A 22,277-nucleotide genomic window follows, 5' to 3' on the forward strand; every position below is an offset into this window, starting at 1 on the left:
CGGCTGTTACTGTAAACTCATCCTATGTTCAAGAGCTACCTGAAGGCCTCGCTGAGGTTCTTCGCCAATAACCGGGGCTTCAGCCTGCTCAACATTGCCGGGCTTTCTATCGGTACGCTGTGTTGCATCTATATCCTTTTGTATGTCCGCGATCAATTTGGTTATGATCGTTATTTCACCGATGCGGCGAGCATCTACCGGGTGACCAGCAGTGTGAAGGCGGGAGACAGGGCATTCCGGCCCCAGGCCACCACCCCTACCCCCCTGGGGCCGGCGCTTCAAGCCATGTTTCCGAACACGCTTGTTGCAACGCGTATCGCTCCGACGATCGGGGCCAGGGGACACGTCCTCAGTTGGAATGGGAAGTCCGATGTGTATGTAAAAGACGGGGTCATGGTGGACCGCAATTTCTTCCGGGTGTTTGACTTCCATTTTACCGCCGGCCATGGGGACGACGCCCTTACGAAGCCCGATGCGGTGGTATTGCAGCAGTCCGTCGCGAGCCAGCTTTTTGGGAATGCCGACCCGATCGGCGAAAAGATCATTGTGAATGATAGTTACGGCGTCTTTCTGTTCACCGTAACCGGGGTGGTCGACGAAAGCCGTGGGAAGTCCAGTATCCATGCCAATATCTTTTTTACGACGACGCCGGATGGATTTGGCAGCAACTTTCAGAAGGACGACAATTGGCTGGACCATTACTTTACGTATACCTTCGTAAGGCTGAAGTCCCGGGCGTCGGTCCAAAACCTGGAAGACCGGTTGCCCGAGGTTGTCCGGCAACATCAGGGTGGACAGGGCAATAGCACCATAAAAACGGCGCTGCATTTGCAGCCGATCCATGCTATCCATACGACAGAGGCCTATGATTCGGAGATGGGCAGACCGGTCAGCGGCTTTTTCCTGGGGATGCTGATCGCGGTCGCGGCGCTGATACAACTCATCGCCTGCATCAATTATATGAACCTGTCCACAGCGCGGGCGTCCAAGCGGGCCAAGGAGGTGGGGGTTCGGAAGATCATCGGCGCCGACGATACGAGTCTCGTACTTCAGTTCCTTATGGAGTCTGTGGCCCTTTCGCTGATGGCTGTATTGCTCGCGCTGCCCTTGCTAGGGTGGGCCTTTCCGTGGCTCAACCAGGCTACCGGTGCGGAAATTCCCAGAACCATTTTTGCCGAACCAATGATCTGGGGCCTGCTTGTCGTCCTGGGTACCGTCACCGGGTTGCTTGCCGGGAGTTATCCGGCCTACTATCTCTCCGCGTTCAAGGCCCCCAAAGTGATCAAGGGGGATTTTACCAGTCATATCTCCGTAGGGGGACTTCGCCGCCTTCTCGTCATCTTCCAGTTCATCCTTACCATCGTCCTGATAGGCGGTATGATCATCATTCGCCAGCAGATGGATTTTGTGAAGAGCAAGGACCTGGGATTCAATAAAGGCGAGCCGATCGTTTTCACTTTTCATTCCTATGGGGCCCAAAAGTGCGCGAATTATTTTGCCATCGCGATGCGGGAGTTCCCGGATGTGACGGATGCTTGCCCCGCGGACAATTATCCCGGCGCGCTCTCCTACCGGAGCGACCATCTTTACCTGAATGGCGCCGCTCCGGCGACGGCGATCAATGTGCAGACGATGGGGTCGGATGAACATTTTTTAAAGACGATGGGCATACCGCTTGTCGGCGGGCGCAATTTGCAGTTCAACGATACGGGATCGGTGATCGTGAATGAATCCATGGTCCGGGCGCTGGGCCTTAATCTTGTGACGGCTCCGGGGGCTCGTATCTTCAATTGGGACGGTATGCGGTATACTATCGCCGGTGTTATGCGAAACTTCAATTTTCAAAGCCTGCACGATACGGTGACGCCGTTTATGGTGGTATACAAGATCGGCATAAAGCAATTCGACCACCTGATCGTGAACGCCAGTTCGCCTCATTTTTCGGCGCTGCTTGCCCGGATGAAGGTCGTCTGGCAACGGAGGGTATTCGTGGATCCGGTTGGTTTTGGATACCGGTTCCTTGCCGACGAGGTGGAGTTGCTGTATATGCCGGAGATCATTATGTCGAGGATCATCAGCAGCTTTACGATCGTCGCGCTTTTTATCTCCTGCCTGGGTCTGTTTGGGCTGGTGGCCTTCAATGCGGAGCAACGTACAAAAGAGATCGGCATCCGGAAGGTGATGGGGGCCTCCGTGACCCGGATCGTGCAATTGTTGTCGATGGATTTCCTGCAGTTGATCTTTCTTTCTTTTGCGTTGGGGACGCCCATTGCATGGTGGATCATGAGCCGGTGGCTGGATGTGTTTGCGTACCATATCCGCATTCCGTGGTGGACGTTTGGGATAGCGGGAGCGGCAGCCATTTTTATTGGGATGAGTGTGGTTTGCTACCAGGCGTTCAAGGCGGCGGTGATCAACCCGGTGAAAAGTTTGCGGGGGGAATGAGGGGCCGGGGCTGAGGAGTAAGCGCCCGCCGGACCGGGGAATGCGTTCAAATCGAAATCTTAATGAACCTTTTTCCCGTAATTCTTCTCTCCGGCCAGGATGGCCACCGGCAGATCGTTCTCTCTTGGCGGTATCGGGCAGTTATAACCGGTGGTGTATGCGCAGTAGGGGTTATAGGCTTTGTTGAAATCGAGGGTCATCCGATCGCCATGAATGTCGGCTGTCGTACAGTCGATGTAGCGACCGGCGCCGTAGGTATCGAGGGCGCTGGTGGCATCGGTAAAGCCGACGAACAAATAGTCTTTGGTCCCTTCCTTTGCCAGGAGTTGCTGCATTTGAAATACGACCAGGTGCATTACCGTGTCGTGCAGCCGAAAGGAGAGAACTCCGTATTTTCGCGCCATTTTTGTCACTGTGCCGGAGGTCGGCATGGGTAACCAGGGACTGTTGGACACCTTTTCAAATGTACATTCCACTTTGTATGCGGCGTCGAGCGGGTAAAAGCGCAGCAGGCTCCGTTCTTCGGGGGTCTTCAGCAGCTCGTGGGTGTTGACGTAGTTGTTTCGCCAGGCCTGCATCGAGTCGATGTATGGAGTCTGTGCGTGGGTGAGTTTAGCAGTGGATGAGAATAGGAGCAATAGCTGGATGATGACCGTGCAGGGTTTCATAGCGCCGAATGTAAAAATATTCCGGCCAAGGCAGGTGACTTTTTTTAGCTTCCGTCATATATAGTATAAATGACCCCAAAAAATGGACGACCAAACCATCCTCGAGCTGATCCGTACCGGAAAGAATGATCTGGCCCTGAACGCGTTATATCGAAACTTCCCTGCTATCCGAAAACTGGTCCGGTCGCGTGGCGGCAGCACGAAGGACGCAGAAGACGTCTTCCAGGAGGCGTTGATGATCCTGATCGGCAAGGTGAAAAAAGACTTCCGGCTATCTGCCCGGCTTTCCACCTATTTGTACGGCGTCTGCCATTTCCTTTGGACAGAACAGTTACGCAAACGACGACAGCAGGTGCCGTTTGATCCCCAGGCCGAGGGCGCATCGGATATTACCTCGAAAGGCGGCCTTACAGTAACCGAAGAGGTTGACCTGTACGTCCACCTTCAGCATGAATCCCGCATCCGGCTTGCGGAACAGGCACTCAACGAACTCAAGGACCGCTGCCGGGAACTGCTGCTGATATTCTATTATAGCCGGCTTTCCCTGAAAGAGATCGCGGCGAAAATGGGCTTTGGTTCGGAGAATAGCGCCAAGAACCAAAAGTACAAATGTCTCGAGGCGGCGCGCACGCGGCTAAAGGAACTTCAACATCAAACGCAAACCCATTAATCCACCAACATGAGACCCGAACTTGATTTGATGGAACGCATTGAACAATATTTGAATGGCGAGCTATCACCTGACGACTTGGCCGCTTTTGAAGCGCAACTGGCCGGAGATGCTTTTCTGCGTGAGGCCGTACAATTACAGCAGGATATCCGGGCTGGGTTGGAGCGCGCGAGTCTCGCCAGCGCCATTCTTGGTGCAAAGCGGCGTTTTTACCGCCGTATTGGGTATCGCTGGGGTGGATTCGGGCTGGGACTCGCCGTCGTTGGGCTTGTTGCCGTCGTGTTCCTTACCCGTCATGATCGCCGGATGGGTATTGTACCGGGAGTGCTCACGGCGACGCACGGTGAAGTATATGCTATCGATACCAGGCGGGATACCCTGCTGTGCACGGCGCATGGGGCGAAGATTCACCTTCCAGCCGGCAGTATCGACGCCGGCGGGGCGGAACCGGTGAGGCTCGAGATCAAAGAGGCGTATACGATCGCAGATATGCTGCGCTATGGCCTGCTTACGCAGAGCAACGGTAAGCCGCTGAGCAGCGGAGGGATGATCGATATCCGGCCTGTGGCGGGTAGTTCGGCGAGGATCGTCCGGCCGATCGGCGTAGCCTTACCCAGTTTGCGGATGGAGGACAACATGCAATTGTACAAGGGGGTGGTTGATGAAAAAGGGAAGGTCAATTGGACCGATCCGCGGCCGTTGGGGGACTCTTCCGGCCGGCTGGGGATAGAAGATAGTTCCCGGCGACGGGCAATCGCTGATGGTAAACGTCTTTTTGAGACCAACTGCCGGTCCTGTCATTCGATCCGGGCTGCTGTAATCGGACCTGCTTTGGGCTATATTTACCAGCGGCGGCCCCAAAAATGGATCAACGACTTTATCCGGAACAACACCCCGGTGCTGGCTTCCGGCGATTGCTATGCCCGGTATATCTACAATATCTTCAACAAGACCCCGATGAATACCTTTCCCAACCTAAGTGACAGGGACATCCGAAATATGATGGACTACATCGCCAATGAGAGCCAGCTGATCGATAGCAACCGGGTACCGAATTACACCCGCGAGCTGGACAGCTGCCGCCGGTATAATCGGCTTGCTGGCGCGCTTGAGAAGAACCGGGAGACACTTATTCAGGCCAATGGCCCGCGCACGGATATCATTCTCCACGACGATACGAGCGTTCAAGTCATCGGGGACGCCCCTGACTCCATCGTAGCCGACACGGTTGCGCCATCTGCAATGCCTGCAATCGTAATACCGGCGGAGCGCCCCTCGATATACTATCAATTCACGGTGGAAGGCTTTGGCTGGTATAATGTCGATGTGCTGTTGAAAGACCTGCCGGGCGTCGTGCCCAGTGAATTGCGGGTTCGGGTGACGCCGCCCTTTGCGTCGGAAGTGAATGTATTTCTTGTCCTGCCCGGGCGGAAGATATTTTCCGAGGGCGGTTTTCTGAAAGACAGTAAGATGGAATTCGGCTTTCTCACCGAAGATGGCCAAATTCCATTACCGTGGGGGGAACAGGCGTATGTCTTTGCGACGGGTGAATATCGGGGTAAACCGGTGTTTGCGATCCGATCGTTCCTAACGGCCCGGCAGCAGAATATCAGCTTACAGCCGGTGCCGATGACAAAGGAGGAGATTACTGCTGCCATCAATCATCTCGACCTCAACCAACTGAATATTCGGGTCGCGGATTCACGGAATGCCGTGCGGATCCGGGCGATAGATACGGCACTGGCGGCGATCGCGAGGTTCAAGCCGCTTCATTGCGATTGTGATTGCGGCGAGTTGGGGGGAAGTGATACTGTGAGGATTGTGGCCAGGTTGATTATGCCGCGATAAAAAAACCGCTGATTGTCAGCGGTTTGGAGCTTGTTCTTTGGCGCCTTGGGCGAGGGTCGGTCTTTGGTGACTTGGGGCGGCTGATTTTATGGTGGATTGGTACACGATTGGCGCTTAGTAGAAAAACTGTTCTTTGACGATCTTTCCGTCCTTTACCTGAAAGATGCCGATCTCTTCGACTGTCGTGCGGGGCCTGCCTTTGAACGTAATATCCTGCCGCAGAACGACGCTGAAGAATTCGCCCGCGACGAGGGGTTCGCTGCAATAGTAGCTATGGATCGTTTCGATGGTTGCCCGGCGGGCGATCCCTTTAGCCTTGACGGCTTCCAGGCCCTGGGTGATCACGGCCAGCCCCATGGCCGTCGCTTTTTCCATTTCCTGGCATATGACGTCCTGGGCGTAGAAGGTGTCCTGGATCTCGAGGAACTTCCGTTCGGTCATTAGTTGCTGGTAGCGGCTGGCGAGCTCTTGTGTTGTCATAATTTTCTGATTGATTGTTTATGGGACAAAGGTCAGGAGGGGGAGTGACAGCCTTATGTCAGGAGGTTTTTGCCCGTTTGGCCGCTGATTTTATGTCATTTTATACCGGCCGGGTTATCTTTGCGATAGTTATGGCAAAGAAAAAGACTTACGAAGAACTCGTCCGCGACCAATCCGGGACCCTGGTGGAACAGATCGTGACGGCAGTGGTGAAACAGAAATCGGTCGACGTCTCCTTTGAAGAGGAGGACGACCAGCAGTGGGCTATTGTTAAGTTGTATAAGGAGGCGGAGGACCAGGAGATGGCAATTCGGTTGCAGACGGGGGATAAATGGATATTGCAGTTTGGTTACTATGATGAGGACGATGAGTTTATTGAACTGTTGCAGCCGCTTGCGCCGGTTGAGATCGATCGGATCCCGCAGGCGTTGCAGAAGGTGATGCGCAAGGTGCTGGCGGGGGAAGAGGGGTTGCGGGTGCCGGGGGGATTGTTGGGGAGGTAGGGGACTTCCTGGTTTTATCCAGTATTTCCCTTTTATTTCTGATTTGGCACTATCGCTGCTTTCAGTCGACGATTCGGACCGTTCGCCTGTTTCATAAGTGGCCGGCAATTACCTAACAAACCCCTTGTATGGTCTATTCCGGAACATCGCGGCGGTACGGTCATAGCTGACAAGGTAATGAGCAACCAGCATTCCTGCCAGTAACCATGCGCCGGTGTCATATCCCATGTCTTCCAATGCCCAGACCGCCCCGGCAAAGAGTGCCCATTCGAGCAGCAGGCGGAGCGGTCCGGGGATGGCGACCGGCGCTGGACGTGGGTCATTCGGAATCCGGAAGACACCCCAAAGGATCGCTGCCGCGAGGGGAAGAGCGATGGCCGTTGCGACGCCCTGCCAACCGGGGAAGCGGTGATAGCCCCAAATGGATATCACGGCCAGCATGGCCAACTCGAGGAGAAAGCGGACGAGGAGATTGACAGGGTGGGTATTCATCGGCTTGTTTTATGGTGAATTTAATTAGAATAATGTTTACCGAATCAAAATGATCGTTCCCTTGTACGATTGCCTGGTGCCGTCCGCGAACTGCAATTCGATGAAATACACATAGGTGCCGGCGGGGGCTGGGGAACTGTGAAAGCTGCCGTTCCACCCGAACCTCGGGTCGCCTGGCGTCCCGCCATGGACGGCGAATACAAATGCCACTCAACTATCCTGCTGCAGCACATCGCACGATTACACACAGGCAATGCCCACCCTGAATATCCTGATAGGAGTCGTCAGGGTGTTGTAAAGCCGGAGGTGACCGCTTCTCTATAAATTCCCCTTTTTTAACTCCTGGACCGCATAGTCGGCTGCGCGAGCGGTAAAAGCCATGTAAGTAAGACTTGGATTCTGGCAGGCCGACGATGTCATGAAGGAGCCATCGGTGACAAAGACGTTTGGGGCGTCCCAAACCTGATTCCACTTGTTTAAAACTGATGTCCTGGGATCGGCACCCATCCTGGCGGTGCCCATTTCATGGATACTGCGTCCGGGATAGGGGCTATCATTATCATCAATGGTTTCAATGTCTTTGACGCCAAGTGCTTCCAGCATTTCTTTGGCATCATCGAGCATGTCCTTACGCATCATCCGTTCATTTTCCTTCAGCTCACAATCCATGGCGAGTACATTCAAGCCCCATTTATCTTTTCTCGTTTTGTCGAGGGTGATCTTATTGTCGTGATAAGGAAGAATCTCACCAAAGGCATCGAGGCTGAACGTCCAGGGGCCGGGTTCGGACATGGCCTCTTTCAGTTCTGCGCCGATGGAATCGCCGGCTCCTGCCTCGCCCCGCCGGCGGGTAGCCCCACCCTGGTAGCCGAATCCCCGCAAGTAGTCCCGCTTATCGCCAAAAAAGTTCCGAAAACGGGGAATATAGATGCCATTGGCCCGCCGGCCGTAAACATATTTATCAAGATAGCCTTCTACCCTGCCGCTGGCCCCCAGGCCCTGATGATGATCCATGACGTTATGTCCCAGTTCGCCCGAACTGCTACCCAGTCCTCCCGGCCAGATATCGGTGGCGGAGTTCATGAGTATCCAGGCGCTGTTGAGGGTAGAGGCGTTGAGGAAGACGATTTTTGCCTTGTACCTGTAGGTCTTCATCGTTTCGGCGTCCAACACTTCGACACCAGCGGCGCGTTTGGTATCCTTGTCAAACAATATCTGCGTCACGATCGACCAGGGCCGAAGGGTGAGATTACCGGTCTTCATCGCCGCCGGGAGGGTTACGGATTGCGTACTGAAATACCCGCCAAAAGGGCAACCATACCAGCACTTGTTGCGGAACTGGCACTGCCGGCCATCCATAGGCACGGTGGCGTGCGCACAACGGCCGATGATGATCTTGCGGTTCCCATTGAACTGCTTTTTTATCCGCCCGGCCAGGTCCTTCTCTACACAATTCATTTCCATCGGCGGCAGGAACCGGCTGTCGGGCAGTTCGGGCAGTCCTTCCTTCGATCCGCTTATCCCGGCATAACGCTCTACGTAGTCGTACCATGGTTCAATATCTTTGTACCGGACCGGCCAGTCGATCGCGATTCCTTGTTTTGCGTTCTCTTCGAAATACATATCACTCCAACGATAAGTCTGTCTTCCCCACAAAAGGGAACGGCCGCCAACATGGTATCCCCGGAACCAATCGAAGCGTTTGACTTCGGTGTATGGACTGTCCTTGTCGCTGGCCCACCAGGAAAGATTCCTTTCATTTAACGGATACTTTCGACCGAGCACGGGATAGTCTTTAATCATCTGTTGCGTGCGGTCGCCCCGATGAGGGTAATCCCAGGCCTCCTTAGCTGCTTCCGTGTAATCTTTGACGTGCTCGATGTTCATCCCACGCTCCAGCAGGATGGTTTTTAGCCCTTTCTCCGTCAACTCCTTTGCGGCCACTCCACCGCTGATCCCCGAGCCGATGACGATAGCGTCGTATTCGTTGTTTGCCATACCCAATAAAGATAGGGATGATTGCCGAATCATGAGCGGTCAGGACTTGCACTACAGGATGAAAAGCCTTATCCCGACATGTATGAAAGCATCCTTAACCCCATTTATCCTACTAACCGTCCTGTTGATCTTCACCGGTCGTAACGCCTCCGCCCAGGAGCATGCCCGAAAAGACACCATTCAGACAGACCCTTCCAACCCGGTATTGCCGCCCCCAAGGCAAACTCCGAGGACCGATCGAAAGTTAAAAGGCCCGGTGGCGGTATACCGGGAACCGTCATGACATCTGAAAGGCAACTTTATCGTGAAGCTGTACGAGACGTCCTATCGACAACCTTATTCGCGAGATCGCTTTCCGCTACTTTTAACTTATAAATAAGACTTGCGAGTTGCCATTTGCCGGTTTAGTTGCTAGGTTTGCAATGTGGGCAGTAAATTGAATTATATCGACTCATTCACCGAATTTTTCCCCTTCTGCCGGGAACTATACTCCTTTTCTACTTTCAAAGATTTCCGCACTTCTCCAGCAGTTTAAGCCTTCTACAGCAATCATCCAATGCCAGTCAACGATATTGACTGACCATCCCCTTTCTTAATCTATACGTCATGTCACACTTGACGATCGTATTCATTTTGGTCCTCACCGTTTCCATCATTATTACAATCCTTGTCATCATGCGCAATAATCAGCTAAAGGCGCGAAAGAACAGCATTTTCTCATTCTTCAAAAACGCCGGCATCGTTCACGACCTTTCGTTTACAGGCCAGGAAGTCTTACCAGACAAGGTCCTGGGTCTTGACGGGCCCAAAAGAAAACTCTTGATCACGGAACAACGCGCTGAAGAATATAATACCCGGGTCATCGACCTCCGGGAGATCGCGGCATGCACAGTGAAAAAGGTATATGGCGCCATCAATAGTCAGGAATATAAGCGGAACAAACCCGAAGAGTTTCTGAAGTCCATTTCGTTGGAATTCGAATTCACCACGGGCGGCGCGCCGATGGCCGTGCATTTCTATCGTAATACGATCAATAGCATCTATGAAATCCCGGAACTGGAAGGCCGGGCAAAAAATTGGGCGAAAATGTTGTCAAATCTAACAGTTCCATCGTGAATACAAAACATGAAGACCCTCCCATGGGCGGTATTCTCCTTGTACTGGCGTATGCATTTCCCCGAGTTCCTGCTCCCCATTAAATGGCGATCAATGCAAATTGCATTGACCTTTATCTTTCTATCGTGCCTGACCTTTTTTGCAGGAAGCGGCCAGAACGATAATCTTGCTGGTGGTTTCACTTGGGCGACGGCGTCGAAATACGGATCGATTATCTGCCCGCCGGCGGATCATCGCATGGGAATAGTCTCCGGCTGTCCGTTGACGGTGAGGCCAAAAACGTCAGGGCGGGCGTAGTGTCCAACACAGTCGAAATCCAGCTTGCTTTTTGCCAGCAGTGCCGGGTCGAGCTCTGCCGTGAGGAGGCCTTCCTCGTTCCAAAGCGGGCCGGCAAGGATCTCTCCCATGGGAGAATAGATGACGCGTCGATCCATTCGCAGACGATGTCGATAGTGCGGTGGAGGTCGAAAAGGGCTGGGGCGGCCTGGATGCCGCCAATTTTGGCCTGTTTTTTAGTGGTGGGCACGGGAAGTCAATTTTGTCGTGTGGATGGGACAAACTTAGTGATTTTACCTCGCCAATTGCGCGTTGTATCTTCCGTCCAGCCATTACCTTTGTACCCAAACATCCTTTAATTCAGCCTCCGCCGGATCGCGTTGCAAAAGAAGAAGCCCGGGTCCGTTACCCGCATCGAGTTACTGCTTGAAGGCCGGTGGTACAACCAACCTCCGAATACGTACGATTTTATCCGGGATTGATCGGACCCTATGTGGCCTGCCCGGGCGTGAGGGGCGGCTCCGTGTGGCAGACGGAGGATGTCAAGAACTATGTGACAAGTAATTGTGCGAGTTGCAATCTGCCATCCGGATCGGCTGTTTCGGTAAAGGAACATTTGATGCAGTGGAAGAACGGTTTGCAGAAGGGAATGAAATGAAAATGATTAAATGAGTCGCCATGCACTACCATCAATATGCTCCTGCTGACTTACTCAGAAACCTGGTGCGCTACTACTGGAGTCTTGACGGGCGCCAATTCTCCACTTCGCGGTTGAATATCCTAAGTTTTGGCGACCGCCACCCGCGATTAATCTTTCAAGATACAGATTGTTTTGAGCCGATCATACATGATGAAACAGGCGAAGAAATGCCGCTTTGTTACCTGAAAGGTGTGCGTACGCGGCCGACTGAGGTCTTTATGCACGGCGCCTTTTCGCATTTCGGAGTAAGCTTTTATCCGCACGCAATTACCACATTTTTCGGAATGGGTGCCGATGAGCTAACGAATCAGATGCCCGACATCAACATGGTTTACAGGTGTAATCTTGCTGAGCGCCTGAGAAACAGAACGCATCTGGTCCGTGTGGCAGTCTTAGACAGTTTCTTGCTCGAGAAAATGGCGAAGGCGTCTTTGGACTCTACGGTTCAAAGCATCATTCACAAAAAGGGAGGAGTTGGTGATATGGAGATGCTCGCTTCCTCGTTGAGGATATCAGAACGGCAGTTGCAGCGCAGATTTAAAAAGCAGGTTGGCATACCTTTAAAAAGATATGAGCGGATTTCGCGATTCGAGCTGGCGCTTACCCGGCTCGCTGCAGCCGACTATAGCGAACTTACTTCCATTGCCTTTGAACTCGGCTATACGGATCAATCGCATTTCATTAAAGAGTTTCAGGAATTTGCCGGGATGACGCCGTACAATTTTGTGCGCAACAAAAGTGTAGGCGCAGAAAGTTCATCCTTTCTATACACCGGTTGAGTGGCTGTCGTTTTTTTACAATTCTGATCATGAGGTTCTACTTAAATTGCGTTAAACGCACCGCATCATGGAAAGAATTATCACCCCCACTCTCGTTCTGCGAATTACCCTGGCTGCCGTGTTTTTTATGCATGGTTTCCTCAGCATTTTTACAGGCGCCGTAAATAACTTCGGTAACCAGTATTTGCATGGAGCGGGGTTTGCTCCAATTGGGTTGCCGCTGGCCTGGGCTATTAAGCTTTCGCACGTGGCCTGTGCAATACTGCTCATTCTAAATCGCTACATACGGCTCACTGCCATCGTCACCGTCCCTATTTTAGTGGCTGGCATCATTATGATTCATGCGGCTGCAGGCTGGTTTGTTGTGGGCGCGGGTAGAAATGGCGTGGAGTTCAATGTATTATTGATCGGTGTTCTTGTATATCTGGCCATCATCAACAAGAAAGGTGTAATTGCCTAGCCAGCAATATTTTTGGCACAAACCGGCCAACTCGTAGACGGGTACTTTTGGGCTGAAATGCTGTTTTTCCGGGTGGATTTATGGACAAAAAGAGAGAGGGTGAATCGGAAGGCAGACACTATTATTTCAAATTATGCGTTAAAGTAGGCTATTTCAGCTGCATATAGCGTATCATTGCTTATTCAACCGCTTAGAAAGGCCCCAATCACAATTTAAATCGCGAATATTTATGAATGAAGGGAAGTCCATTGCGCTTTGGACGAAGTATTTACCGGCTATGAGGATCTTGCTAAAAAAGGCCATGAATGAAGAGCAGCAGCTCGCCTTTAGCAAAATAGAGCTGCAGGCGGTCGATAATAGAAAGAATGTCAACTTCTCCTTCGATTTAGAGATCTCGAATGGAAAAGTCGAGAGTACCGTAGGCATTCCGTCAATGGGTAAGGACCTCTTCAATGTGTTGAATGGCGATCTGCTTGTTAGAAAATTTATGGTCGATAAAAAGATCGTGATCCAGATGAACAGATCGTCTTTAGTGACATTCAGATGCAACTGACATTTTGAGTATGGATGTCAATAGCGCAAATATTCCTGTTTCGCTCGGTGGTGGCAAGGAGACTTTTGTCAATTTGGGTTGGTTTCGAGGCGCCGGCAGATAAAACAATGGCAGAACAAACCACAAAGGTAAGCACGGTATGCGCCTGTTATTTGGTCGCGTCAAAGAGAAACAGGAGTGGTCCTTTTCTGAATAAGGAGGCTCCCGTCATTTAAGAAGGTTCGATTCCCCTTCAGGTATCAATAATATTGGCCCTGCAACTCATTGAGGTGAGGGGACTCCGCATCGAACACCTTGCTCGACTATTATCACTAATTCGGGAACTAAATAGCTGAAAAATAACAAGTTGAATTATATATTCAATTGGCTATAAATAGTTTAGGATAGTGTTTGTATTTTTGGGAATCTAATTCCCAATCGTACACGATCACCCGCGATTCAGAAGCTACATTAAAGAAAATGGCCAGCCAGTTCAAGGCGATTGCCCTTACCGGTCCACGGCAGAGTGGAAAGTCAACTCTCGCTCGAGCCACATTTCCAGATAAGAAATATATATCCCTGGAAAATCTCGATATCCGGCGGGCAGCATTGGACGATACCAGAGGTTTCTGCTGAATTAGAAAACCACGCCAGCCGGGGTTATAGGAAACCTTATAATTTTCAACTGTTTTCTCACTGGTAAATTCTATTGAAGTATTCCCTCAAACTGGAAGGGAAGGAGCTTGAATTGACCGAAACGGGCGGCCCAATATAAATTAAAGCCAATTCCTCCTTCTACCCAGCTGGTTGCCCGGGAACAGGCTCCGGAGAATGAACACCTGACCATGCAAATCGCCTCCCAACTTTTTGGCATCTCGCGGGCCCTTATGGTTGAAGCGTATATGTGAGGTTGAAAGCGCCATTTTTGATGGTGATCTTGTTTGGGTCGGTATTATTGGGCATTGCGTCGCCCAGAGAGCCGTAGAACGTGCCTGCGATGGTGCGGCTGGCAGGATCATATGCGGTGACATTCACATAGGAGAGTTGGTTGCCCGAGCTGTTGCCGGCATCCCAATCAAATGTACCCAGCCAATTCGTGTAATAAATATCCGCATTCGTGTTTGTCCCAATGGGTTGATTGAGTTGAAAAGGGCCAACAAACATGATAACTACGTAGGCGCTGTCCCCGTTCGCTCTGTTGGCAACGCCGATGAATTTATACAAACCCCGGCTTTGATAAAAATATGCGGTATAGTAATTTGCTGTCCAGGCAGTATCGGCAAAGGTCCCTGAGAAGGTTCCGCCAGGTGTATTGGAAGGAGGAGTAGTGGCGGGGGGATGCGGAATCGGAATGCTGGTTCTTATGCATCCAGCGGTCAAAAAAAGGGAAGTTACAGCGAGGAAGAGGAGAATGCCGGTTGGCCGCGGGTGAAAAGACATGGGTAAGGATTTTATACGGATATGCCAGGTTATCTTTTCAAACGACATGCGGTGGATATTATTGTCACTCCGCTTCGAAATGCCGGGATTGAACACCTCCCATCTATTTTAGCACTTATTTAGCCATAATGCCCTAGATTTTTTCAGTCTGTGTTCAGGTCGCCCGCCGAAAAATACGCAAATTTTTGCCTCTGTTTCAGTTTACAATAGAATATTGGTTTAGAACGCCGGTCTTCAATATCATTACGTGTGGCATAAATTACCAGTCCGGCTAAAGGCCGTCTGAATATCTGCACGGATTTGCACCCGCCAAAAGCCTTTTGACCGTCCGAGTCTGCAAAGCTAAAATGGATGGTCCCTTTTCTAACATGCCACGTCCCGGTACGCCGTCAAATTCGATTTCGGGATTGATGCATTGAAATATGCGCTTGGGTAGGAAGAGAAAAATTGGTTTGGGTTGCATGCGGAATCGGCGTCATCCGGATCTGCGCTGGGGGGATCAATTAAATGATTGCCGGAACTCCAGGGGCGACTGGTTGGTCTTTGTCTTAAAGAATTTACTGAAGGATTGCGGGTGCTCGAACCCGAGATTGTAGGCGATCTCGCTGACCGAGGCATCGGTAGTGGAGAGTTTTTCCTTTGCCTTTTCGATGAGCTTTTCGTGGATATGCTGTTGGGTACTTTGCCCGGTCAATACTTTAAGCAGACCACTCAGATAGTTGGGGGATACATTTAATTGCGCGGCGATCTCTTGCACGGAGGGCAGCCCTTTTCTGATCAGGTCTTCGGCAGTGAAATATTCTTCGAGGATCTTCTCCAGCCGGTCGAGGATCCGATGGTTGGCAATTTTCCGGGTCAGGAACTGGCGATGATAGAACCGTTCGGCATAGTTGAGCAGGGCATCGAGATGGGAAATGATGATGTTCTGGCTGAACTGGTCGATATTGTTCTGGTACTCCTGGTGGATGGTCCGGATGATGCCCGTAATGGTAACTTCTTCTTTCCTGGAGAGGAACAGGGCTTCATTTACGGAATAGTCAAAATATTCGCGTTGCCGGATGGATTTGGCCAGCGGGGTATTCCATAAAAAATCGGGATGGATAAGCAGCATCCACCCGGATTGGTTGATCGGCCGGGCGCTATCGTGCTCGATCCGGAAAACCTGGCCGGGCGCGATAAAGAACATGATCCCCTCGTCAAAATCATACTCCTGCTGGCCGTAACGGAATTTGCCGCTGAAATTGCGCTTGAGGGAGATGCTGTAGTAGTCCAAGACCAAATTCTCTGGATCCTCGTCGGGTGCATGGTGGACGTCTTCGACGTTGACGACGCTGATGAGCGGGTGTTGCGGTTTTGGCAACCGACGGAGGTCGTGAAATTCCGTAATGCTTTTGATGCGGCGGATCTTGTTCATGGGTTGATGTTTTATGGGTGCGTTGCGTGGACGTCTCGCCTGGCGCCGGCTTCGGCGGTGTTACCAGGGTACGACGCCGTCTTTCAGGAATTTCCCGGTTGGGCCGTCGGGGCCGATGATCGCGGATCGTACGATATGTTTTGCGCCCTCCGAGACCGGCTGGGGCCCCTGGTGCTGATTGAGGTCCGTGGCCGTGAATCCCGGCGTGACGCTATTGATCCTGAATTTGCTGCTTCGGAATTGGTTTGCCAGCGCCAGGGTGAATGCATTCAATGCTGTCTTGGAACAACTGTAGGCGTCGAAGTTGTCCCAATTGGGGTTTCGTTCGGCGGCGCTATGGCGGGCCAGTGAGCCGAGCTCGCTGGAGACGTTAACGATAACTGGTGCGGCGGACCGTTCCAATAGCGGCAGAAAGGCCTGGGTTGTTTGCACGGCGCCGAAGAAATTGGTTTCGAAGACGGTTCGCAGATTCCGCATATCGGTAGTTGCGATGTGCTGGGGCTGGTCGCCGGCGATGCCGGCGTTGTTGATGAGGATGTCGAGCGCGCCTGTCGATGCCTGGATCGTTTCTTTGGCGTGCCGGATGCATTCGATGTCGGTGACATCAATTTGGACCCATTCGACACTGGTGACCCCTTCTGCATTGAGCTGCTTTATCGCGGCTTCGCCCCTGGTCTTATCGCGGCTGCCGAGGTAGATGAAATATCCTCCCAGGTGCGCGAGTTGTCTGGCCGTCTCGAGGCCGATACCTTTGTTTGCCCCGGTAATCAATACTGTTCGCATGGTTTGTTCCTGTTTGTTTATGGTCTTTTCTTTTCGGCATATGGTCTATTACTATTCTGTCAATAGTCTTTTCGCTTTTGGCCATTTCCTACTCTGCTTATGGTCGTTTCCTTGTCGGCCTAATGCGCCGATGCCGGTTGCGGGTTCGCATTTGCATAGGCGGCAGCAAATTCGTTGGCAAATTCGGTCATTTTCACCTTTCCCAGGACGGGTCGATGGCTGAAATAATCTTCATAGAGCCGGCCGCCACGACGGCCTGCGTTCATTTCCACCAGGCCTCGGGCGGCACTGGGATTCATACCCGCGGCGAGCATGCCATCGAGCGCCTGTTGGTCCGGGATAGTTACCCATTTCAGGTCTGGCCTGCCGATGGCGGCGCCGAGGATCGATGCCACTTCATTTGGAGAGCGCTCATCGCTGGCGATATACTGGACCGTTCGGCCTGCGAAGGGTTGGGTGATCGTCGAGGCGATGGTCGCGGCAATATCCAGTGGTGAAACCCAGGGTTCGGGGTCATCTCCGCCGTAATTGGTGATGATGGCCCCTTGTGAACGGATGATGGGGATGAATGACAAGAGATTGTAATAAAAGCCGACAGGCCGCATGAAGCTGATGGCGACGCCGGCGGCCAATTGGCCGAGTATCTTTTCTACGTTATAATGAAATTTTAGCAGGCCATTGTATTGGTCGGTATGGGCGCCGATGCTGCTGAGATGTACGACGCGCCGGACGCCGGAGTCCTGGACGGCCTGAACAAAGTTGCGGGCGAGGCCGGCAACATGTTCATGAACGTCGAAGTTCGGGTCGAAGAAATTGCCCGGGGGCTCCATTAGATAGACGGCGTCGGCGCCTTTGAAGGTGGCCGCAAGGAAGTTGGGGTCTTCGAGGGACCCGATGGCCGGGACAGCGCCTATTGCATTGATATCTTTTGCTTTATCTTGTTTGCTGCTGATAACCGTGACGGTGTGCCCCTGACGGACGAGAATTTCGGCGAGGGGCTTGCTGATGTGGCCCAGGGAGCCGGTGAGAACAATTTTCATTTTTTTGGCGATTTTGACCTTGTAAAATTCGGCGGCTTTCGGGAAGCGGGCGTAGTGGAATCTACGGATGTTGTAGCCGAATTTGGAGGTGTGGGGGGCAGGTTTGGCCTGCCGCTCCTATCCGCCAACACCTGTCCTCCTGCCTCGGAACGATGCTAAAGAATTCGCCCGCAATAAGGGGGGCGCTGCAATAGTAGCTATGGATGGTTTCATGGTTGCCCGGCGTGCGACACCTAAAATGACGGGCCGTCGAGGTGAGAAATTAAGGCGATACCATAGAAGCAGGCCATGACGGTGAAGAAAAATCGAACTCCTGATATTTTTCTTATCGGAAATTCAATAACTAACAGTAATAAGTTCATTTAACAAGCCAAGTGGGCGTTTACCGTTGTGGGGCTCATGCCGGAATCATTTGCGCCAGTGACGCCTGGGTCGCAAATGTGTGATGATGGTGACGATCTGCTCGAACGCGATTACTTATAAGGTCTCAACAAAAAAAGCCGCTGAAAATCAGCGGCTTGAAGAGCGGGTGGAGGTGAGGGGACTTCAATCGAACCCCTAACCTCCTTATTGCTTAGAATTCAGCAAATAAGCCATCAATAAATTCACTGATAAAGGAAATCCAAAAAGAGAAGATAGGACTATTACAAATACATTTAGTATCTATTTTTTGACGGTAATCGGGCGACGTCGTACGATTAATTTTGCGGCAACAAGCTAGTTAAAAAGTAGTATGGTCCTATGCCTTCTCTTTCCAGACGGCCTGCCAGGCGGCAAACTGGGACGGGGTTACCCGGTAGCGGGCGAAATTGCCTTCGTGTAAAGCCAGGAGCTCGGCCTCAACTACGTTTATGAAGCTGTCCTGGTCTGGAGCTGGGAGCTGGCGGGCATAGCCAACCAGATGGTCTTTTGCTGCCGGAGGGGAAAGCTTTTGCGTGATCACCTCGGAAATAACCTGACGTATAGCATCTCGGTACCGTAAGCGGAACGGATCCGGATCACCTAGGGTTTGGCGGACCTCGGCATAGCGGGCGGCGGACCGTTCGTAGGCATAGATGAAAACATCCTTCAGCAAGCTGGCGTCTGTTCGTTCATACACCCCCAACAGGCCCTGCACATAGACGTCGCGTGGAACATCTACAATCCATGATTTTTCCATGTACTGGCCGCCCAGTTACATTGCTATTCAGCTTTCGCAATAAGTTTAACCAAAGAAGCATATGAATGGATCAGAACTGAAGGAAAGCAAGGACAGGCTTGAGAAGAAATAGGCACGGCTAGGAATCAAACCGGTCAATGTTACTTACCTGCCCTATCTTGATTATTCCAACGTCGAATTTCACAAACCTTACGATGCAGGCTGTCGTCTGTTAATCTTATATGGATTAGTCTTCACCGTTCAAAATCTGGAAGCGCGGCCCAATCTGATCCAATGGTTTCAGCGGGAAAAGCTTTGGGAGCATGTGTCTGAGACAGAACGAGCGTTCTTAGCCGGTGGGGAGCCGGAGCAAAGACAATTAGCCCGGCTTTCATGGGGACTTGAGGGCGCATTGACATTAGGCTGGGCATTGGGGCTCATTCAGCACCTACCGGATCCGACTCGGACGGCAACCGACGAGGAACTCGATGCCTTTTTTGCTGTAATCCCTGAGCTTGGCGATGAAACCGAGGCTTTTCTGAGCCGTTTGAGCTATAGAAACTTTGGCGAGATATTCGAGGAAAATCTGGTCAATGAACTGGCCACCGGGTATTTCCGAGATTTGCATTTTAATGGTCAACAAGACCAAACCCATATCAACAGGGCGGTAAGTTTCGAACGGCATAAGACTCTCAATTGGCTCACAAAGTTTTCGGGAATAGCTGACCGGGATGATACGGATATGTCGACATAAGTCTGGCATGGATTGATTGAATTAGTCAAGACTTAATCTGACAATAGGGTTCGATTTCCCCTCTGCAATAAACAAAAAGGCCCCGCAATTGTAAATTGGCGGTTTGGATCGCGGGCTCGTATTTATTCCATTCGACGAAAAGCAACTTTATTGATGACGCGAGACAAGGAGTGAAGCACATACTTTAGGTAATGTAGAATACAGTATCAATAAAAAACAATACGCTGTCCTTGGCTATCACATTTTCATCATGCATGTCTTCCAGGACTATGCGGAATTCATTATTGTAGTAGTCTTGTCGCCTTGCCTTAATGAATCCGTTAAAAGCCAAAAATTCCTCGATTTGCTCCAACGAAGCCTGCTCGCCTTCAACAAAAGGCTGTTGAACAACAGCGCAGAATCTATCATCGCTTTCGGTAAATCCAAGAAGTTGATAAGAAGAATTAGAGAACAGCAAATTATGGAGTAGCAGACTATTAAAATATTCCGTCCAGGTGGCGTAGTACCCGGCATCGTTTACCTTGTAGACAAGTTCGCCATTGGACGAAAGGTAAACTTTTGCTTCGCCGCCTTCAGTCAGATATAGACTACCCGGAGGTAATGCGTCCATCCAAATATCTGTCCTTTGAGCGTGGGCTTTTAGGAAATTGACTTGCTTTTCTTTGATGACTGCCCGACTTTCGAATTCGCTTTTAATCGTTGGACTTGAGCCAAAGCTTTTACAAAGGAGATCGCGGGTTGCTGTGCAAGCATCGCTTTGCCCTTGGTGGAGTTCTCCTCGAACGATATTTTGAAGTTTTGTTCGGATTTCATCTGAAATCATTTACACAAAGATAAATAATTGCACGAAAAAAGAAAAGCCGCTGATTTACAGCAGCTTATACATTTCGTGGAGGTGAGGGGACTCGAACCCCTGTCCAAACATAATCGCCGAAAGCTTTCTACATGTTTATTCCGTCATTGGTTGTCGGGGGGTGGCCGGGGACGGACGAACCAACCACCTCCTTAGCTGGATGGGCTTAAGCAACGGGCACAGCCTACCGTTGCAGCATCCCGTGTTTGTTTTGAGTCGGCGGCGCAGCGTGGTAACGGGCGAACCGGCCAGCGCGGCCCAAATGACTATCTAATCACTGATTAGGCAGCCATGGCATACTGAGTATTGCCATTTGAAGTTTGAATATTCAGATTAACGTGCTAATTATCCAACGCACGACATGCTTACACCTTCAAAGATCTATGCTGTCAAAACCAGGCACCCCCAGTTTTTTGGCGACCCCTCCCCGGCTTTAGACCGGAGAGGGGGACTGCAAATATACGAATAATTTGTGAGCCGCGGAAGGGGTGGCGGGTCGGCGGTGGTTACTTGTGTCCGAAGACGTGGAAGATGTCGAGGCCGAGGGCGTAGGCCATGAGGCTGAAGAGCAGGATCATGCCGACCATCTGCGCATATTCGATGAATTTGTCGCTGGGCTTGCGGCCGGAGATCATCTCGACGATGGTGAAGAGGGCGTGACCGCCGTCGAGGGCCGGGATGGGCAGGACGTTCATGAACGCCAGCAGGATGCTGAAGATGCCGGTGAGCATCCAGAAGCTTTGCCAGTCCCAGATCGAAGGGAAGATGCCGGCGATGCTGATGACGCTGCCGAGGGAGTCCTGGGCCTTGACCTCCTTGGAGGTGAAGATGAGCTTCAGGTTTCGGATATAATTGGACAGGGTCTCGATAGCCTGGTGGACGCCTGCGGGAACGGCTTGGAGAAAGGTGTAAGAGGTATGTTTGCTGCCGAGGAGCTTATCGGCGGCCTGGTAAGCGATGCCCATGGTGCTGTCCTTGGCGGGATTGCGTTGGATGGTGACCTGCACGGTGTCGTGACCGTTGCGGACGACGGTGAGGTGGTTGGACATGATGCTCTTCATGTGATGGAAGGCAGTGTCCTTTATCTGATCGGTCGCAAAGTGGATCGGGCGGCCGTTCATTTCAATGAGGGTGTCGCCTTTGCGGAGGTCGCCGGCGGTGATCTTCGCCCAGGGCATCACCGAATCCACTACTTCGGGATAGCGGAGATAGGCGAGGCCACCGAGGCGATTCTTGTTGAGCTGACCGATGACGCCGGGGGGAACATTGAGTTGAAGGGTGTCGCCATTGCGGACGATGGTGACTGTTTTAGCTTCGTTCATGATCATCTCGGAGCCCACGGAGCCTTGCTTTTCGAGAGGCTTGCCGGCCACGGCGATGATATTGTCGCCATCCTGCAATCCCATCTTGCGGCCGAGACTATCCGCATAAAGGCCGTATTTAAGATTGGATACCGGGATATAGTCCTTGCCCCAGACCCACATGATCATTATAAATATCACGAAGGCGAGCAGGACGTTGACGGTGACCCCGCCGAGCATGATGATGAGCCGCTGCCAGGCTGGCTTGCTTCGGAACTCCCAGGGCTGCGCGGGCTGCTGCATCTGCTCTTTGTCCATGCTCTCGTCGATCATGCCGGATATCTTGACATAACCGCCGAAGGGAATCCAGCCGAGGCCGTATTCGGTCTCGCCGATCTTCTTTTTGAAGAGGGAGAACCAGGGATTGAAGAAGAGGTAGAATTTTTCGACCCGGCATTTGAACCAGCGGGCGGGCAGGAAGTGGCCCAACTCGTGAAGGACGACCAATATGGAAAAGGAGAGGATGAATTGGAGGACTTTGACGCCTACGGAAGCCCACTCGATTGCTAATAATACCATATATTTTG

Annotated in this window: 23 protein-coding genes and 1 other RNA gene; 11 read left to right on the forward strand and 13 right to left on the reverse strand. The window is 51.8% G+C overall.

The window, feature by feature from the left end; genetic code table 11:
* Window positions 1-24 precede the first annotated feature (24 nt).
* Window positions 25-2,445 carry an ABC transporter permease gene (locus VHE34_RS24570; RefSeq protein ID WP_325592885.1) on the forward strand — a complete coding sequence of 807 codons (2,421 nt, stop codon included), beginning with the start codon at window positions 25-27 and terminating at the stop codon, window positions 2,443-2,445.
* A gap of 59 nt (window positions 2,446-2,504) precedes the next feature.
* Here VHE34_RS24570 and VHE34_RS24575 read toward each other — a convergent pair whose 3' ends face one another.
* On the reverse strand, window positions 2,505-3,113 hold the full coding sequence (locus tag VHE34_RS24575; RefSeq protein ID WP_325592887.1) for a DUF1684 domain-containing protein: 609 nt from the start codon (window positions 3,111-3,113) through the stop codon (window positions 2,505-2,507).
* Between the two features lie 82 nt (window positions 3,114-3,195).
* On the opposite strand from VHE34_RS24575, the gene VHE34_RS24580 reads away from it, so the two are divergent.
* Window positions 3,196-3,783 carry a sigma-70 family RNA polymerase sigma factor gene (locus VHE34_RS24580; RefSeq protein ID WP_325592889.1) on the forward strand — a complete coding sequence of 196 codons (588 nt, stop codon included), beginning with the start codon at window positions 3,196-3,198 and terminating at the stop codon, window positions 3,781-3,783.
* Between the two features lie 9 nt (window positions 3,784-3,792).
* Window positions 3,793-5,631: a cytochrome c gene (locus VHE34_RS24585; RefSeq protein WP_325592891.1), complete on the forward strand. Its 1,839-nt coding sequence runs from the start codon at window positions 3,793-3,795 to the stop codon at window positions 5,629-5,631.
* Between the two features lie 114 nt (window positions 5,632-5,745).
* Here VHE34_RS24585 and VHE34_RS24590 read toward each other — a convergent pair whose 3' ends face one another.
* On the reverse strand, window positions 5,746-6,111 hold the full coding sequence (locus VHE34_RS24590) for a SnoaL-like domain-containing protein (protein ID WP_325592893.1): 366 nt from the start codon (window positions 6,109-6,111) through the stop codon (window positions 5,746-5,748).
* A gap of 131 nt (window positions 6,112-6,242) precedes the next feature.
* On the opposite strand from VHE34_RS24590, the gene VHE34_RS24595 reads away from it, so the two are divergent.
* Entirely contained in the window at window positions 6,243-6,614 is a 372-nt protein-coding gene (locus tag VHE34_RS24595) for a hypothetical protein (protein ID WP_325592895.1), read from the forward strand.
* A gap of 108 nt (window positions 6,615-6,722) precedes the next feature.
* Here the strand turns inward: VHE34_RS24595 and VHE34_RS24600 are convergent, their stop codons facing one another.
* Both VHE34_RS24600 and VHE34_RS24605 read right to left on the reverse strand, forming a co-directional pair.
* Window positions 6,723-7,106 (reverse strand): YrdB family protein, encoded by a 384-nt coding sequence (locus VHE34_RS24600; protein ID WP_325592897.1) that lies wholly within the window; start codon window positions 7,104-7,106, stop codon window positions 6,723-6,725.
* 318 nt (window positions 7,107-7,424) lie between these two features.
* On the reverse strand, window positions 7,425-9,104 hold the full coding sequence (locus VHE34_RS24605; RefSeq protein ID WP_325592899.1) for a GMC family oxidoreductase: 1,680 nt from the start codon (window positions 9,102-9,104) through the stop codon (window positions 7,425-7,427).
* A gap of 82 nt (window positions 9,105-9,186) precedes the next feature.
* On the opposite strand from VHE34_RS24605, the gene VHE34_RS24610 reads away from it, so the two are divergent.
* Both VHE34_RS24610 and VHE34_RS24615 read left to right on the forward strand, forming a co-directional pair.
* On the forward strand, window positions 9,187-9,387 hold the full coding sequence (locus VHE34_RS24610) for a hypothetical protein (protein ID WP_325592900.1): 201 nt from the start codon (window positions 9,187-9,189) through the stop codon (window positions 9,385-9,387).
* Window positions 9,388-9,710: 323 nt separating this feature from the next.
* Window positions 9,711-10,220, forward strand: coding sequence for a hypothetical protein (locus tag VHE34_RS24615; RefSeq protein ID WP_325592902.1), 510 nt, complete (start codon window positions 9,711-9,713; stop codon window positions 10,218-10,220).
* A 230-nt stretch (window positions 10,221-10,450) separates the two neighbouring features.
* Here VHE34_RS24615 and VHE34_RS24620 read toward each other — a convergent pair whose 3' ends face one another.
* Entirely contained in the window at window positions 10,451-10,654 is a 204-nt protein-coding gene (locus tag VHE34_RS24620; RefSeq protein ID WP_325592904.1) for a hypothetical protein, read from the reverse strand.
* Between the two features lie 520 nt (window positions 10,655-11,174).
* On the opposite strand from VHE34_RS24620, the gene VHE34_RS24625 reads away from it, so the two are divergent.
* The 4 genes from VHE34_RS24625 to VHE34_RS31230 all read left to right on the forward strand — a co-directional run bounded on the left by VHE34_RS24625 (window position 11,175) and on the right by VHE34_RS31230 (window position 13,603).
* The gene (locus VHE34_RS24625) at window positions 11,175-11,975 is read left to right on the forward strand and encodes a helix-turn-helix transcriptional regulator (protein ID WP_325592906.1); all 801 of its coding nucleotides are present in this window, start codon (window positions 11,175-11,177) and stop codon (window positions 11,973-11,975) included.
* A gap of 67 nt (window positions 11,976-12,042) precedes the next feature.
* Window positions 12,043-12,435 (forward strand): DoxX family protein, encoded by a 393-nt coding sequence (locus VHE34_RS24630; protein ID WP_325592909.1) that lies wholly within the window; start codon window positions 12,043-12,045, stop codon window positions 12,433-12,435.
* A 229-nt stretch (window positions 12,436-12,664) separates the two neighbouring features.
* Window positions 12,665-12,988: a hypothetical protein gene (locus VHE34_RS24635; protein ID WP_325592911.1), complete on the forward strand. Its 324-nt coding sequence runs from the start codon at window positions 12,665-12,667 to the stop codon at window positions 12,986-12,988.
* Between the two features lie 459 nt (window positions 12,989-13,447).
* On the forward strand, window positions 13,448-13,603 hold the full coding sequence (locus VHE34_RS31230; protein WP_414709924.1) for an AAA family ATPase: 156 nt from the start codon (window positions 13,448-13,450) through the stop codon (window positions 13,601-13,603).
* 249 nt (window positions 13,604-13,852) lie between these two features.
* Here VHE34_RS31230 and VHE34_RS24640 read toward each other — a convergent pair whose 3' ends face one another.
* The 5 genes from VHE34_RS24640 to VHE34_RS24660 all read right to left on the reverse strand — a co-directional run bounded on the left by VHE34_RS24640 (window position 13,853) and on the right by VHE34_RS24660 (window position 18,803).
* Window positions 13,853-14,455 carry a hypothetical protein gene (locus tag VHE34_RS24640; protein WP_325592913.1) on the reverse strand — a complete coding sequence of 201 codons (603 nt, stop codon included), beginning with the start codon at window positions 14,453-14,455 and terminating at the stop codon, window positions 13,853-13,855.
* A gap of 451 nt (window positions 14,456-14,906) precedes the next feature.
* On the reverse strand, window positions 14,907-15,821 hold the full coding sequence (locus VHE34_RS24645; protein ID WP_325592915.1) for an AraC family transcriptional regulator: 915 nt from the start codon (window positions 15,819-15,821) through the stop codon (window positions 14,907-14,909).
* Window positions 15,822-15,881: 60 nt separating this feature from the next.
* Entirely contained in the window at window positions 15,882-16,604 is a 723-nt protein-coding gene (locus VHE34_RS24650; protein WP_325592917.1) for an SDR family oxidoreductase, read from the reverse strand.
* A gap of 119 nt (window positions 16,605-16,723) precedes the next feature.
* Window positions 16,724-17,644 (reverse strand): NAD(P)H-binding protein, encoded by a 921-nt coding sequence (locus tag VHE34_RS24655; protein WP_325592919.1) that lies wholly within the window; start codon window positions 17,642-17,644, stop codon window positions 16,724-16,726.
* 739 nt (window positions 17,645-18,383) lie between these two features.
* Window positions 18,384-18,803, reverse strand: coding sequence for a hypothetical protein (locus tag VHE34_RS24660; protein WP_325592921.1), 420 nt, complete (start codon window positions 18,801-18,803; stop codon window positions 18,384-18,386).
* A gap of 124 nt (window positions 18,804-18,927) precedes the next feature.
* On the opposite strand from VHE34_RS24660, the gene VHE34_RS24665 reads away from it, so the two are divergent.
* Window positions 18,928-19,536 (forward strand): DUF4272 domain-containing protein, encoded by a 609-nt coding sequence (locus VHE34_RS24665; RefSeq protein WP_325593081.1) that lies wholly within the window; start codon window positions 18,928-18,930, stop codon window positions 19,534-19,536.
* A gap of 184 nt (window positions 19,537-19,720) precedes the next feature.
* Here the strand turns inward: VHE34_RS24665 and VHE34_RS24670 are convergent, their stop codons facing one another.
* The 3 genes from VHE34_RS24670 to rseP form a co-directional block, all read right to left on the reverse strand.
* Complete coding sequence (locus tag VHE34_RS24670) at window positions 19,721-20,359, reverse strand: hypothetical protein (protein WP_325592923.1); 639 nt, start codon at window positions 20,357-20,359, stop codon at window positions 19,721-19,723.
* A 64-nt stretch (window positions 20,360-20,423) separates the two neighbouring features.
* Window positions 20,424-20,796, reverse strand: a transfer-messenger RNA (tmRNA) gene (gene ssrA, locus VHE34_RS24675).
* A 99-nt stretch (window positions 20,797-20,895) separates the two neighbouring features.
* Window positions 20,896-22,269 (reverse strand): RIP metalloprotease RseP, encoded by a 1,374-nt coding sequence (rseP, locus tag VHE34_RS24680; RefSeq protein WP_325592925.1) that lies wholly within the window; start codon window positions 22,267-22,269, stop codon window positions 20,896-20,898.
* Window positions 22,270-22,277 lie beyond the last annotated feature (8 nt).

This window comes from Puia sp. (assembly GCF_035546395.1).
GTDB lineage: Bacteria > Bacteroidota > Bacteroidia > Chitinophagales > Chitinophagaceae > Puia.

Coding starts and splice junctions, on each gene's coding strand:
- VHE34_RS24620 (WP_325592904.1), bottom strand. CDS start 10,654: ATGGATCGACGCGTCATCTATTCTCCCATGGGAGAGATCCTTGCCGGC.
- VHE34_RS24595 (WP_325592895.1), top strand. CDS start 6,243: ATGGCAAAGAAAAAGACTTACGAAGAACTCGTCCGCGACCAATCCGGG.
- VHE34_RS24645 (WP_325592915.1), bottom strand. CDS start 15,821: ATGAACAAGATCCGCCGCATCAAAAGCATTACGGAATTTCACGACCTC.
- VHE34_RS24655 (WP_325592919.1), bottom strand. CDS start 17,644: ATGAAAATTGTTCTCACCGGCTCCCTGGGCCACATCAGCAAGCCCCTC.
- VHE34_RS24600 (WP_325592897.1), bottom strand. CDS start 7,106: ATGAATACCCACCCTGTCAATCTCCTCGTCCGCTTTCTCCTCGAGTTG.
- rseP (WP_325592925.1), bottom strand. CDS start 22,269: ATGGTATTATTAGCAATCGAGTGGGCTTCCGTAGGCGTCAAAGTCCTC.
- VHE34_RS24635 (WP_325592911.1), top strand. CDS start 12,665: ATGAATGAAGGGAAGTCCATTGCGCTTTGGACGAAGTATTTACCGGCT.
- VHE34_RS24660 (WP_325592921.1), bottom strand. CDS start 18,803: ATGGAAAAATCATGGATTGTAGATGTTCCACGCGACGTCTATGTGCAG.
- VHE34_RS24625 (WP_325592906.1), top strand. CDS start 11,175: ATGCACTACCATCAATATGCTCCTGCTGACTTACTCAGAAACCTGGTG.
- VHE34_RS24650 (WP_325592917.1), bottom strand. CDS start 16,604: ATGCGAACAGTATTGATTACCGGGGCAAACAAAGGTATCGGCCTCGAG.
- VHE34_RS24570 (WP_325592885.1), top strand. CDS start 25: ATGTTCAAGAGCTACCTGAAGGCCTCGCTGAGGTTCTTCGCCAATAAC.
- VHE34_RS24580 (WP_325592889.1), top strand. CDS start 3,196: ATGGACGACCAAACCATCCTCGAGCTGATCCGTACCGGAAAGAATGAT.
- VHE34_RS24610 (WP_325592900.1), top strand. CDS start 9,187: ATGAAAGCATCCTTAACCCCATTTATCCTACTAACCGTCCTGTTGATC.
- VHE34_RS24670 (WP_325592923.1), bottom strand. CDS start 20,359: ATGATTTCAGATGAAATCCGAACAAAACTTCAAAATATCGTTCGAGGA.
- VHE34_RS24575 (WP_325592887.1), bottom strand. CDS start 3,113: ATGAAACCCTGCACGGTCATCATCCAGCTATTGCTCCTATTCTCATCC.
- VHE34_RS31230 (WP_414709924.1), top strand. CDS start 13,448: ATGGCCAGCCAGTTCAAGGCGATTGCCCTTACCGGTCCACGGCAGAGT.
- VHE34_RS24590 (WP_325592893.1), bottom strand. CDS start 6,111: ATGACAACACAAGAGCTCGCCAGCCGCTACCAGCAACTAATGACCGAA.
- VHE34_RS24585 (WP_325592891.1), top strand. CDS start 3,793: ATGAGACCCGAACTTGATTTGATGGAACGCATTGAACAATATTTGAAT.
- VHE34_RS24615 (WP_325592902.1), top strand. CDS start 9,711: ATGTCACACTTGACGATCGTATTCATTTTGGTCCTCACCGTTTCCATC.
- VHE34_RS24640 (WP_325592913.1), bottom strand. CDS start 14,455: ATGTCGTTTGAAAAGATAACCTGGCATATCCGTATAAAATCCTTACCC.
- VHE34_RS24605 (WP_325592899.1), bottom strand. CDS start 9,104: ATGGCAAACAACGAATACGACGCTATCGTCATCGGCTCGGGGATCAGC.
- VHE34_RS24630 (WP_325592909.1), top strand. CDS start 12,043: ATGGAAAGAATTATCACCCCCACTCTCGTTCTGCGAATTACCCTGGCT.